Below are 12,608 nucleotides of genomic sequence, written 5' to 3' on the forward strand. Positions count from 1 at the left end.
CGAAAAAGGGGGAACGACCCAGGCAGGTCGTTCCCCCTTCGGCTCAGTAAGCCAGATTGGGCCGCAGCCACCGCTCCACTTCGGACAGTTCCTCGCCGCGCCGGGCCGCGTAGTCTTCCATCTGGTCGCGGCCCAGGCGGCCGACCGTGAAGTACCGCGATTCCGGGTGCGCGAAGATCAGCCCGCTCACCGCGGCGGCCGGGGTCATCGCGTACGACTCGGTCAGCCCGATCCCCAGCTCGTCGGCGCCCAGCAGCTCGAACAGGTCCTTCTTCTCGCTGTGGTCCGGGCTCGCCGGGTAGCCGAGCGCCGGGCGGATGCCGCGGAAGCGTTCCGCGTGCAGGTCCGCCAGGTCCGGCTGCACGTCCGGCTCGAACCAGCGGCGGCGGGCTTCCAGGTGCAGGTACTCGGCGAACGCCTCGGCCAGCCGGTCGGCCAGCGCCTTCACCATGATCGCCCGGTAGTCGTCGTGTTCGGCTTCATAGCGGGCCGCCAGGTCCTCCGCGCCGTGGATCCCGACCGCGAACCCGCCCAGGTGGTCGCCGGAACCGGCGGGGGCGATGTAGTCGGCGAGGCACCGGTTCGCGCGGCCGTCCGGCTTCTGCGTCTGCTGGCGCAGCATCGGGAACTTCCAGTCCGAGTACTCGCCGTCGAGCAGGATGTCGTCGCCCTCGGAATGCGCCGGCCAGAACGCGTACGCGCCGCGTGCGGTGAACGAGCCGTTCTCGATGATCTCGTCCAGCAACTGGTTCGCGTCGTCGAACAGCTCGCGCGCGACCGGCTGGTCGAGGATCGCCGGGTACTTGCCCTTGAGTTCCCAGGCCAGGAACAGGAACTGCCAGTCGATCATCTCGCGCAGCTCGGGAATCGACGGCTCGACCACGCGCACGCCGGTGAACTCCGGCGTCGGGATCTCGTCGAACGACACCTTCTCGGCGTTGGCGCGGGCTTGCTGAAGAGTGAGCATCGGCGTCGAGTGCCGGTTTTCGTGCTGGATCCGCAGCCGCTGCTGCTCCGCGCGGTTGGCGGTGTCCAGCGCGTCCGCGCGGTCGGTGTCGAGCAGGTCGGACACCACGCCGACCACTCGCGACGCGTCGAGCACGTGCACCGTCGTGTGGTCGTACGCCGGGGCGATCTTGACCGCGGTGTGCTGCTTCGACGTGGTGGCGCCGCCGATCAGCAGCGGCAGCTTCAGCCCGCGCCGCTGCATTTCCTGCGCGACCGACACCATCTCGTCCAGCGACGGCGTGATCAGCCCGGACAGCCCGACGACGTCCGCGTGCTCGGCGACCGCGGTGTCGAGGATCTGCGCCGCGGGCACCATCACGCCGAGGTCGATCACCTCGTAGTTGTTGCAGCCGAGCACGACGCCGACGATGTTCTTGCCGATGTCGTGCACGTCGCCCTTCACCGTGGCGAGCACGACCTTGCCCTGCCCGCGGGTGGTCTCGAAGCGGCCCTCGGCCTGCAGTTTGGCCTTCTCCGCCTCCATGTACGGCTCGAGGTAGGCCACCGACCGCTTCATCACCCGCGCGCTCTTCACGACCTGCGGCAGGAACATCTTCCCGGAGCCGAACAGGTCGCCGACGATCTTCATGCCGTCCATCAGCGGACCCTCGATGACCTCGAGCGGCCGGTCGAACTCCTGCCGGGCCTCCTCGGTGTCGTCCTCGATGAAGTCCACGATGCCGTGCACCAGCGCGTGCGAAAGCCGTTCCGCCACCGGGTTTTCCCGCCAGGACAGGTCGACCACGCGCTTGGTCCCGCTGCCCTTGACCGTCTCGGCGAATTCCACGAGCCGGTCGGTGGCGTCCTCGCGGCGGTCGAACAGGACGTCCTCGACGAGTTCCAGCAGGTCCTTCGGGATGTCCTCGTACACCGCGAGCTGGCCGGCGTTGACGATGCCCATGTCGAGCCCGGCGCGCACGGCGTGGAACAGGAACGCCGAGTGCATCGCCTCGCGCACGACGTTGTTGCCGCGGAAGGAGAACGACAGGTTCGAGATGCCGCCGGAGGTGTGCGCGCCCGGACAGCGTTCCTTGATCAGCGGCAGCGCCTCGATGAACGCCTTCGCGTAGCCGTTGTGCTCGCTGATGCCGGTGGCGACGGCGAGCACGTTCGGGTCGAAAATGATGTCCTCGCCCGCGAAACCGGCCTCGCGGGTGAGCAGATCGTAGGCGCGGGAACAGATTTCGACCTTGCGCTCGACCGTGTCGGCCTGGCCCTTCTCGTCGAAGGCCATCACCACGACGCCGGCGCCGTAGTCGTGGATGCGCCGCGCCTGCTCCAGGAACGGGCCCTCGCCCTCCTTGAGGCTGATCGAGTTGACCACGCCCTTGCCCTGCACGCAGCGGAGCCCGGCCTCCAGCACGCTCCAGCGCGAGCTGTCGATCATCACCGGGATGCGCGCGACCTCGGGCTCGGTGGCGATGAGGTTGAGGAACGTCGTCATCTCCTGCTCGGATTCGAGCAGGTCGGCGTCGAAGTTGACGTCGAGCAGGTTCGCGCCGCCGCGGACCTGCTCCAGCGCGACGTCCACCGCCGCCTGGTGGTCGCCCGCCTCGATCAGCCTGCGGAACTTCGCCGAGCCGGTGACGTTGGTGCGCTCGCCGATCATCACGAACCCGGTGTCCGCGCCGATCTTGAACGGCTCGAGGCCGGAGAACCGCGTGCTCGGCTCGTGCGCGGGCACCGGACGCGGCGGCAGGCCCTTGACGGCCTCGGCGATCTTCGCGATGTGCGCGGGCGAGGTGCCGCAGCAGCCGCCGACGATGTTGACCATCCCGGACCCGGCGAACTCGCCGAGCATGCCGCCGGTTTCCTCGGGCGTCTGGTCGTAGCCGCCGAACGCGTTGGGCAGGCCCGCGTTCGGGTGGCACGCGGTGCAGGTGTCGGCGAGCTTCGACAGTTCCTCCACGTGCGGGCGCATTTCCGCGGCGCCGAGCGAACAGTTGACGCCGACGACCATCGGGCGCGCGTGCGCGACGGAGGTCCAGAACGCTTCGACGGTCTGGCCGGACAGCGTGCGCCCGGACAGGTCGACGATGGTCACCGAGATCCACAGCGGCAGGTGCGGCGCGACCTCGCGGGCCGCGGTGATCGCGGCCTTGCAGTTGAGGGTGTCGAAGATGGTCTCGATCATCAGCAGGTCGACGCCGCCGTCGGCGAGCGCCTTGATCTGCTCGGCGTAGGAGGCCTTGACCTCTTCGTAGGTGACCGCGCGGAACGCCGGGTCCTCGACGCGCGGCGACAGCGACAGCGTGACGTTGAGCGGGCCGATCGACCCGGCCACGAAGCGGTCGCCGAACTCGTCGGCGGCCTGGCGCGCGAGTTCCGCGGCGCGCAGGTTCATCTCGCGCACCCGGTCCTGGAGGCCGTAGTCGGCCTGGCCGATGCTGGTGGCGGTGAACGTGTTGGTGGTGGTGATGTCCGCGCCCGCGGCGAGGTACTGGCGGTGCACGTCGAGCACGACGTCCGGCCGCGTGAGGTTCAGCAGGTCCGGGTCGCCGGTGACGTCCTTCTCGTGGCCCTCGAGCCAGTCCGCCCGGTAGTCCTCGGGAGCGAGACCGGCCCCCTGCAGCATCGTGCCCCAGGCCCCGTCGAGCACGACGACGCGCTGGTCGAGCAGGTTCCGCAGGTTCTGGGTCATCGCCACCTCCGCATGAGTTCACGGAGGCGCCCTTGGATGGTGGTACCGGCCGAGCGTGGCGGACCACCGGTCCGTTGCAGCGCCTCTCGACCTGGTGGTCAAGACTACCGGATGTGACCAGCCCCCGGGCAGGTGTGTTCACTCCTCGGGATTCGAGCGGTCCTCGAGCGGGCTGCCCCGCCACTTCCAGCCGGTCCGCCGGGGCCGTCCGGGCACGGCGATCCGCCCGGCGCACCAGCGCAGCGCGTCCCAAGCGTCGGGAATCGGCTCCTGCTCGGGGAAAAGCCGCGCGACGACGCGGGCGCAGGTGTCGCGCGGCGGGTCGATCGCGACGCCGAGGCCCTGCGCGATGTCGTCGCCGTGCAGCAGCAGTTCCACGCAGCCCATCGCGGCGAAACCGGCCGGATCCGAGCGGCCGGTCGGGTGGTAGGCGCGCTCGTCCGGTCGGCTGCTCCGGACCGCGGCGGCGAGCAAACGCCCGCCGGTGAGCGCGAATTCGAGCAGTTCGGCCGGGGACGCGTCGGCGTCGGTTTTGGCGAGGAAGCGCACGTAGCGATCGGCCGGGCGGCTCGCGACCTGCGCGGCGTAGGACAGGAGCGTGTCGCCGAGGTGTTCCGCCGTGTAGCGGCAATTCCACTCGAGATCGCCTGCCGGACGCGTCCAGTCGCCGCCGGTGACCGGCTCGAGAGCAGCGGACACGCAGGTGAGGGCTTCGTCGAGGTCTTCGGCGCGGACGGTCATCCGGTCAGCGTAGAGAAGCCCAGAACCCGCAGTGGTGATCTTTCGCGAATCCGGTCAGCGGCTGCGCGCCGCCCGGCCGGTACGCGACCGCCTGCCCGGTCGGGCCGCCGCGGACGAACGCCGTCCAGTCGTCGACCATCCGGTCCGCGAGCCGTTGCTGCGCCGGGGTGAATGTCGTTGGCTGCTCGGCGAAATCGAACAGGTAGGGCAGCTCCGCGGTGTGCGTGGCCCCGAGCGGGAACGGCGCGCGCAACGCGGCCGCCGCCGGCGAGGTCGGGTCGTTGAACTCGTAGGTCGACACGCTGGGCAGCGAACTGGCGAGCCGCGCGGACGGGCAGGCGAACGCCCAGTCGGTGACAGCCGCCGCGTATGCCAGCGATGCGTTGCCGCTGAACGCATCCACCGGGTACTCGCGGGCGACCGCGTCGGCGTGCGGGAAGACGTTGGCAAGCGCTTGCGGGTAGCCGTGCCGCGTGACTTCGCGACCGGCCGCGGCCTGTTCGGCGAGGAAATACGTGAACTCGTCGTGCGTCGTGCCCAGCATGACCGGCACCGGAGTCGCGGGAACCTTCCCGGGCAGCACCGAACCGCCGGTGACCGGTCCCGGCATCTCGATGCCCGCGATCGAGCCGTACGCCGGTGCGGTCCGGAGTTTCCCGACGGGCAGCTCCCGCAGGCATTTCGCGGCGGTCCGGCGGTCGGTGCAGCCGCGCGCGGCGGCGTACTCGATGCTCTTGGTTTCGGCGGCGGGCAGCGTCGCCTGCGCCTGGCACGGTCCACTTTGGATGATCGCGGCGCGGAACAGCCCGCGCGAGCCGGGGGCGACGAGGTGGTCGCACACCGACATCCCGCCCGCGGACTCCCCCGCGATCGTCACCTGGTTCGGGTCGCCGCCGAAGGACGCGATGTTGTCGCGCACCCACAAAAGCGCCTGCTGCTGGTCGAGGAAGCCGTAGTTCCCGGGCTCCGGGCCCAGCGACGGGTCGGCGAGGAAGCCGAGCGCGCCGAGCCGGTAGTTGAGTGTGACGACCACCGCGTCGCCGCGGTCGACCAGCCGGGCGGCGCCGTAGCGGTCTCCGCCGCCGCTGAGGAACGCGCCGCCGTGCAGCCACACCAGGACCGGCCGTCCGGTCTCTCCGGTCGGCGGCGTCCAGACATTCAGATAGAGGCAGTCTTCGCTGGTCAGGGCTCCGTCGGCGGCCTGCGGACAGCGGGGCCCTGGTTTCGTGGCGTCGCGCTCCCCCGTCCAGGGCTCGACCGGGGCGGGCGGCTGCCAGCGCCGCTCGCCGACAGGTGCGGCCGCGTACGGGATGCCTTGGAAGAGCCGGTGATCGGGAGCGACACTGCTGCGGACAGCGCCGGCTGCGGTGTGCACGACGTCGCCTGCCCGGGTGATCGCCGCGACCGAAGACGCGCAGGCCGACGCGGCCAGAACGGGGACGACGGCCAGCGCCGCGAACCACCGTCGCCGAATCCCCCGAAAAGCCGCCGCCACCGGCCGGACGATACCGGCCGGGCGTCCGGGCCCGGCCGCCGGATCATCCGGCGGAGCGCGAGAACCGCCCCGCCGGGCAGCGTCGAGACCAGAGCGAGCACGCCGTAGCCGACCGCGACCGTCACGCCCTGTTCCGCGCCCAGTCCGGCGGCGGCGAACGAAACCGCCGCGGTGCCTTCGCGCGGGCCGAATCCGCCGACGTTCAGCGGCATCCCCATCGCCAGCAACGCGAGCACGAGCAGCGGCAGCAGGACGCTCAACGGCGCGGTCGCCCCGGCCGCGCGGGCGGCGACCACGAACAGCGTCAGATGCCCGGCCGCCGCCAGCAGAGACCAGCCGGTGACGCCGGGCCACGCTTCGAGCACGCCGGTCCGGATGTCGGCCGCCCAGACGTGCCGCAGCCGTTTCCGCATCGCCACCGCGACGACGGCCAGCGCCACGATCACGATCCCCAGGCAGATCAGCACCTGCCGCGGCAGCAGCTCCGGCCGGAAGACCACGACTGCCAGTCCGGCGACCACCACCAGGGTCTGTCCGGCGGCGCGTTCGAGCACGACCGCCCGGATGCCGCGGCCGACGTCGCCCGATCGTCGTCCGTGCTGGACCGCGCGGTGGACGTCGCCGAGCACGCCGGCAGGGAGGACGCCGTTGAGGAATTGCGCGCCGTAGTAGTCGCCGACGGCTTCGCGGAACGGCAGGTGCAGGCCGAGCCGACCTGCGACCAGCCGCCAGCGCGCGGCGCTCGCGAACGTGGTCACGACGCCGATGACCAGGGCTATCGCGATCGGTCCCGGTCCCAGAGCCCGCAGGCCGCCGGTGAACGCTCCTGTGCCGAGCCGCCACCACAACGCGGCGATGAGCGCGGCTCCGGCCAGCAGTCGCAGCCACCGCATCAATCCACCGCCAAGATTCCGCGCAACCGGGCCGCTGCCTCGGCCCATCCCTCGAGTGTGCGCGCTCGTGCGACAGCCGCAGCACGGAGTCGTTTCCGCAGGTCAGGGTCGTCGCGCCAGCTCCGGAGCGCGTCCGCCAGCGCTGTTTCGTCGCCGGGCGGGACGAGCATTCCCGGCAGCTCTCCTTCCGGTGTCCGGCCGAGCGCGTCGGGTACACCGCCGACGTTCGAGGCGACCACGGGGATTCCGCGAGCTAGCGCCTCCGTGACGACCATGCCGTACGTCTCGGCGTGCGAAGGCAGGACGAGCAGGTCGGCGCGGTCGTAGGCGTTCTCTAGCGCTTCTCCGGCGAGCGGGCCGGTGAAACGGGCGCGAGGGTGGCTCAAGCTGTTGGCGTAGGCCGGGTTTCGGGTGCGCGAGCCGACGAGGTCCACCTTCAGTCCGTCTACTTCGGACAGTGCTTTGAGGAGGATGTCCTGGCCCTTGCGCGGGGTCACCGCGGCGACACAGACCAGCTGGGACACCCCGTCGGTCCCGGTCGCCCGCGGTGCCGGATCGGTCCCCGGCGGTGCGATGTGGACAGTCGCGAGGCCGTGCCGCTGCTCGACGGCGCGGGCGGCGGCGGGGCTGGTGACGATGACCTGGTCCGCCAGGTGGAGCGACTTCCGTTCGCGGGCGTCGAGGTCGGCCGCGCGCTGTGGGTCCAGGCCGGTTTCGTCGGCCAGCGGCAGGTGCACGAGGACGGCCAGGCCGATCCGGTCCGCGTGCCGGGCGAGGACGTCCGGCACTCCGCACGCGATCAAGCCGTCGAGCAGCACTTTCGCGCCGTCGGGCACCTCGGCGAGGACCTGGTCCAGCTGACGCCGGTCGCCGTCCGGCCAGGTCCCGCCGACCGGCCGCAGCCGCAGCCGCAGATGCTCGGCCATGCGGCGGTCGTAGGTGTTGCCGCCGCTGGGCACGCCGAGGTCTTCGATGTCGCCGGGCACTACGAAACAGGACAGTCGCACGTTGCCTACACGGGCGGCCGGCCGATCCGGTTCAGCCTTCGAAGGTGTCCGGGTCGAAGCCCGTCCGGCGGCCTTCGTCGAGCCCGCTGAGGACGTCCAGGTCGCCGTCGCTCAGGGAGAAGTCGAAGATGTCGATGTTCTCCCGCATCCGCTTCGGCGACGACGACTTCGGGAACACGACGTTGCCGAGCTGGATGTGCCAGCGCAGCACGATCTGGGCGGGCGTTTTGCCGTGTTTCTCGGCCAGTTCGGCCAGCAGCGGGTCTTCGAGGACCTCGCCTTGCGCCAGCGGGCTCCACGCCTCGGTCACGATGCCGTGCGCCTCGTGGTAGGCGCGCAGTTCCGGTTGCTGCAGCGCGGGATGCAGCTCGATCTGGTTGACCGCGGGCACCGTCGCCGACTCAGCGGCCAGCCGTTCGAGGTGCGGGATCTGGAAATTGGACACCCCGATCGCGCGGGCCTTGCCGGCGCGCAGCAGTTCCTCGAAGCCGTGCCAGGTGGCGACGTACCTGTCCTGCTTCGGCAGCGGCCAGTGGATCAGGTAGAGGTCGACGTAGTCCAGTTCGAGCCGCTGCAGACTGCCCTCCAGCGCGTTGATCGCGTTGTCGTGGCCCTGCGCGTCGTTCGCCAGCTTTGTGGTGACGAAGATTTCCTCGCGCGGTACGCCCGAATCGCGGATGCCCGCGCCGACGCCTTCTTCGTTGCGGTACATCTGCGCGGTGTCGAGGTGCCGGTACCCGGCCTCGAGGGCTTCGCGCACCGCCGCGGCCGTTTCGTCCGGCGGGATCTGGAAGACGCCCAGGCCGAACTGCGGAATCCGGACGCCGTTGTTGAGTTCGAGCTGCGGAACGCGGTTCGTCTCGATCGTCATGTCGGCGGCCTACCCGTGCGCGGCGGTCGTGAAACTCATTGGATCAGGCGGCGACCGCCTCGCGGACACCCAGAATTTCATCGGCGCCGGTCACCGAAAGACACCGCCGGACGGCGTGCGCCGGTCCGACCACGACAGTGAACTGAGGGTTCCGCTGGTGCGCGTCGAGCAGGGCGCGAACGCCCGCGCAGCTCAGAAACGCGACACCGGACAGGTCGACGACCACCGGCCCGGCCAACGGCGCGACGGCCACCTCGAAAACATGCGCGGTAGCCGCGTCGAGGTCCCCGACCGGAGCGAGGTGAATCGCGTCCGCCCGCCTCGTCGCGCGGACGGTCAATTCCACCGGCGCGGTGACGCCGGGAAGGTGGAGAGTCATGGGTTTGCGCTCCTTTCGCAGAGACCTGCTTGGGGCGCTGACCGCAGTATGGTTCTGGACAACAGCCAACACAGGCGACCGTACGCGTTCTCCCAGTGCGGTCAACCCGGATCACCACGAGGTTCACTCACGCGGCGGCCGAGTCCGCCTGGTCGGGGGGCTGACGATGATGCAGTGGTGACAGGGTGCGCTGGGGAGGAGTCCTACTGGCGCGGTTGTTGGCGGGATGCCGGTTTCGCGGCGACGGAGCGGGGTCGTTCATCGGCCGTTCATGCGGGGGCACCTGGTCGGGGGATGCCCGGTTCGCCGTTCGCGGTTCGCCGCTCGCGCCGCGACTGGCGGTTCTGGGATGCGGCTCCGCCGGGCTTCAGACTCCGCCTGGCTTCAGTTGGTGCTCGCGGCTCGAGCCCGCCGGGCTTCAGCTGATCCTCGCAGTGCGAGCGCGCCCGGCCTCAGCTGATCCTCGCGGCACGAGCCCACGGACTTCGGTTGATCCTCGCCACGCAAGCCCGCCAGGCTTCACTTGATCCTTGCGACACGAGGTCGCCGGGCCCTGGGTGATCTTCGCGGGGCGACTCGGCCCGGCTTCAGTGATGATTGCGAGGCGAGCCCGCCGGACCTGAGCTGGCCGATGGGCCGATCCGCCCCCGAGCCGAATCCTCGACGCGACAGGCATTAGCGCAGCGACGAAGCCTCGCCGACTCCCGCAGCAGGTCATCTCTCCTGCCCGGGAGCCTTCCGGCCGCTGCCGCCGATGTCCACTATGGACAGTCAGTCGCGCAGGGCGAGCTTCGCGAGTTCCTCGTCGAAGTCGAAGCAACGGTCTTCGGAACCGACCGGAACCTCGTCGTAGGTGCGGTCGAGGAAGTCGGCGAGTTCGTTCGCCGCCGCCTCCAGCACCGCGGAGCCGTCGGGTGCGTTCAGCTCCACCAGCACGCGGCTGTCGTCGGCGGCGGGACGCACCTGGACGTCTCCGTCGCCGGCCGGGGCGAGCAGGCCGTCGGCGAGCAGGTCCCGCCCGAACAGCCAGCGCACGACTCCGCCGCCCGCGTGGTAGCCGACCGACACCGCGAACGGATCCGCCGGGTCGTATTCCAGATCGGCGCGCACCGGCAGCGGGACGGACCCGAACGTGCGCAGCCCGAAGATGATCGTCGCGCGGACGACCTGCGGTTCGGTTTCCACGACGGCGCCTCCTTCGTTACCCGGTCGCGAACCTGTCCGGACCGAAGTGAATGTTTCTCAATAAGTAACGCGCCGTAAGAGCCTAAGCTGCCCGACGGGGGAGATTTCACCCCAACGGTGGAGATCTACGTCTCAGTCGGCTACGCAAGGGCAGCATTGACAGCAGGATCGGGCAACGCACCCGCCGATGCCCCCGCCGGACCGGGACGGCTTCGACCTGCGGAAACGGACCGCCACGATCGTGGAACCGGACGGCCCGAGGGCGCGCGGAAAGATCGTCGCCCTCCTCCCGGAAATATCGGCGACCACCGGGACGAATCGATTCAATGGTGAGCGGCGGCTCGGTTGCCGCTCAGCGGCGGTGGCGGCGGCAGAGTCCGGTCTCGGCGCCGGACCGGAAAGCGAATCCGCAGTGGAAGCGGCCGGGCAGGGACAGGTCGAGCGGCGCGGGCGAGCAGCAGTTCGTCTGGCGTGGAGCTTCGAGAAGGTCAGCGCGTCCGCTCGAGAAAGGCCTCGACGGCGTCCACGACCTCGCCGGGCGCTTCTTCCGGAACGTAGTGGCCGCCGGGGACGGCATGACCGGTGACCGCGGCGGGAGCGGCGTGATGGTCCTGCCAGACGCGCACCACGTCGCGCCCGCCGAGTCCGCCCTCGGCGCCTCACAGGAGCAGCAGCGGGGCCCGCACCCGCAGCCCGCCGGCGTGATCCGCCTCGTCGCGTTCGAGGTCGGCCGAGAAGCCGGTCCGGTAGTCCTCGAAGGACGCCCGCAGCCGCGCCGGGTCGCTGAACGCCTCGACGTAGTGCTGGAAGGTTTCCTCGTCGACGGCGCCGGATTCGCGCACCCTGGCGAAGAAATGACCGAGATACGCCTCGACGTTCCCGTCGACCAGCTTCGCCGCCAGCTCCGTGTTCCGGTGGAAGAACCAGTGCCACATCGCGCTCGCCGAATCGCGGTCGAACGAGTTCATGACCACCCTCGTGGGCAGAATGTCCAGCAGCGCAAGCGCTTTGACCTCCGCCGGGCGATCGAGCGCCCAGCGATGCGCGACGCGCGCGCCGCGGTCGTGCCCGATCACCGCCGCCGACTCGAACCCCAGGTGATGGATCAGACCGCTCAGATCCGCGGCGGCGGCCCGTTTGCCGTAGTCCCCGGACCGGGCGAGGCCCGAAGCGCCGTAACCGCGGAGATCCGGGGCGACGACGGTGCGGCCCTGGCTGAGCGGCTCGATCACGTGCCGCCAGCACGCGTTCGTCTGCGGCCACCCGTGCACCAGGACGACCAGCTCCGGCCCGTCGCCTTCGACGCGGCAAGCCAGTTCCACGTCGTCGAGGCGCACCGATTCGAGCGTGTCCCGCGGCATAGTTCTCCTTGCGGTCGTTGAGTTTTCTCGCGTCCACAGTGGACGCGACGGTCAGGAGGCGCCCAGCGCCGGATGGCGGGCGAGCAGGTCGTCCAGCCGGGAGCCGACCTCCGCGCAGTTCTGCCGCACCACGGCGAGGAACGCCGCGAGAACCGGCGAGGAATCGGCGGCTCGGAAGGACATCTGCAAATCCGGCAGCCGGAAGCGGGGCTCGACGTCGCAGAACCGGATGTCGTCGCGAGCGATCAGGCGCATCCGGTTCGGGCCGAGCCCGACCCCCGCGCCGCAGGCGGCGAGCCCGGCGATCGTGTGGACGTCGCGCGCCAGCGCGGCCCCGTCGAGGGCGGCGGGATCGTGCTCGAACAACGGTCGCAGGTAAGAACCGGCGGCGTCCGCGCTGACCACGAGCGGCTCGCGCGCCAGCTGCCCGGCCTCGACGGACCGCTGCCCGGCGAAGGGGTGCGCCGACGAGACCACGGCGACCAGATAATCCGCGCCGATGGGCACCGTCACCAGGTCCTCCGCCCCGGCTCCGCGAGGGCCGCCGCGCCCCACCGCGACATCCAGTTCGCCGGCGAGCAGGGCCGCGGACGCGGTCGGCGTGTCCAGTTCCTGGAGGACCATCCGGACGTCCGGACGGGCCCGCCGGAACCGGCCGAGCACGCCCGGCAGCGGGTCGAGCAGCGCGGACCCGATGAACCCGAGCCGCAACCGCCCGGTCTCCCCGCGTGCGGCCCGGCCCGCCTCGACCCGCGCGAGTCTCATCTCGGCGAGCGCGCTGTCCGCCCTGGCAAGGAAGGCATTGCCCGCGGCAGTGGGGAAAACGCCGCGCGGGGTGCGGTCGAACAGCCGCTCGCCGACCTCGCGTTCGAGCGCGGCGATCTGGGTCGACAGCGGCGGCTGGGCGATGCCCAGCGACGCCGCGGCGCGGCCGAAATGCTGGTGCTCGGCGAGCGCCAGAGCGTAGCGAAGATGACGGGCTTCCACGCGGCCACGATACGCAGAAGGTATGACGAAGGCTCCTGTC

At 70.7% G+C, this 12,608-nt stretch carries 10 protein-coding genes, 1 pseudogene and 1 riboswitch; all 11 genes and pseudogenes read right to left on the reverse strand.

The window, feature by feature from the left end; genetic code table 11:
* Nucleotides 1–43: 43 nt before the first annotated feature.
* Nucleotides 44–3,649 carry a methionine synthase gene (metH, locus tag DMP23_RS01915; protein ID WP_337819962.1) on the reverse strand — a complete coding sequence of 1,202 codons (3,606 nt, stop codon included), beginning with the start codon at nt 3,647–3,649 and terminating at the stop codon, nt 44–46.
* Nucleotides 3,650–3,666: 17 nt separating this feature from the next.
* A riboswitch (S-adenosyl-L-homocysteine riboswitch) is annotated at nt 3,667–3,743 on the reverse strand.
* A gap of 44 nt (nt 3,744–3,787) precedes the next feature.
* Nucleotides 3,788–4,390 carry a maleylpyruvate isomerase N-terminal domain-containing protein gene (locus DMP23_RS01920; RefSeq protein ID WP_337819963.1) on the reverse strand — a complete coding sequence of 201 codons (603 nt, stop codon included), beginning with the start codon at nt 4,388–4,390 and terminating at the stop codon, nt 3,788–3,790.
* A gap of 4 nt (nt 4,391–4,394) precedes the next feature.
* Nucleotides 4,395–5,765, reverse strand: a complete 1,371-nt coding sequence (locus DMP23_RS01925) for a carboxylesterase/lipase family protein (protein WP_337819964.1) — start codon at nt 5,763–5,765, stop codon at nt 4,395–4,397.
* A 203-nt stretch (nt 5,766–5,968) separates the two neighbouring features.
* Nucleotides 5,969–6,826, reverse strand: a pseudogene (locus DMP23_RS01930) (lysylphosphatidylglycerol synthase domain-containing protein); the annotation flags it as partial.
* Nucleotides 6,778–7,764, reverse strand: coding sequence for a glycosyltransferase family 4 protein (locus DMP23_RS01935; protein ID WP_337819965.1), 987 nt, complete (start codon nt 7,762–7,764; stop codon nt 6,778–6,780). The gene DMP23_RS01935 and the pseudogene DMP23_RS01930, both read right to left, overlap by 49 nt.
* Nucleotides 7,765–7,816: 52 nt before the next feature.
* Complete coding sequence (locus DMP23_RS01940; protein WP_337819966.1) at nt 7,817–8,656, reverse strand: aldo/keto reductase; 840 nt, start codon at nt 8,654–8,656, stop codon at nt 7,817–7,819.
* A gap of 43 nt (nt 8,657–8,699) precedes the next feature.
* Nucleotides 8,700–9,035, reverse strand: coding sequence for an STAS domain-containing protein (locus DMP23_RS01945; RefSeq protein ID WP_337819967.1), 336 nt, complete (start codon nt 9,033–9,035; stop codon nt 8,700–8,702).
* A gap of 771 nt (nt 9,036–9,806) precedes the next feature.
* Nucleotides 9,807–10,220, reverse strand: a complete 414-nt coding sequence (locus DMP23_RS01950; protein WP_037818751.1) for an SsgA family sporulation/cell division regulator — start codon at nt 10,218–10,220, stop codon at nt 9,807–9,809.
* Between the two features lie 488 nt (nt 10,221–10,708).
* Entirely contained in the window at nt 10,709–10,846 is a 138-nt protein-coding gene (locus tag DMP23_RS01955) for a hypothetical protein (protein WP_337819968.1), read from the reverse strand.
* Nucleotides 10,847–10,879: 33 nt separating this feature from the next.
* Entirely contained in the window at nt 10,880–11,581 is a 702-nt protein-coding gene (locus tag DMP23_RS01960) for an alpha/beta fold hydrolase (protein ID WP_337819969.1), read from the reverse strand.
* A gap of 51 nt (nt 11,582–11,632) precedes the next feature.
* Nucleotides 11,633–12,568, reverse strand: a complete 936-nt coding sequence (locus DMP23_RS01965; protein WP_337819970.1) for a LysR family transcriptional regulator — start codon at nt 12,566–12,568, stop codon at nt 11,633–11,635.
* Between the last annotated feature and the right edge of the window lie 40 nt (nt 12,569–12,608).

The organism is Amycolatopsis sp. A1MSW2902, from assembly GCF_017312175.1.
GTDB classification, from domain to species: Bacteria; Actinomycetota; Actinomycetes; order Mycobacteriales; family Pseudonocardiaceae; genus Amycolatopsis; species Amycolatopsis nivea.

Bases quoted from the DNA above. Each gene is read 5' to 3' on its own strand.
- metH (WP_337819962.1), bottom strand. From the start codon at position 3,649: ATGACCCAGAACCTGCGGAACCTGCTCGACCAGCGCGTCGTCGTGCTC.
- DMP23_RS01920 (WP_337819963.1), bottom strand. From the start codon at position 4,390: ATGACCGTCCGCGCCGAAGACCTCGACGAAGCCCTCACCTGCGTGTCC.
- DMP23_RS01940 (WP_337819966.1), bottom strand. From the start codon at position 8,656: ATGACGATCGAGACGAACCGCGTTCCGCAGCTCGAACTCAACAACGGC.
- DMP23_RS01945 (WP_337819967.1), bottom strand. From the start codon at position 9,035: ATGACTCTCCACCTTCCCGGCGTCACCGCGCCGGTGGAATTGACCGTC.
- DMP23_RS01960 (WP_337819969.1), bottom strand. From the start codon at position 11,581: ATGCCGCGGGACACGCTCGAATCGGTGCGCCTCGACGACGTGGAACTG.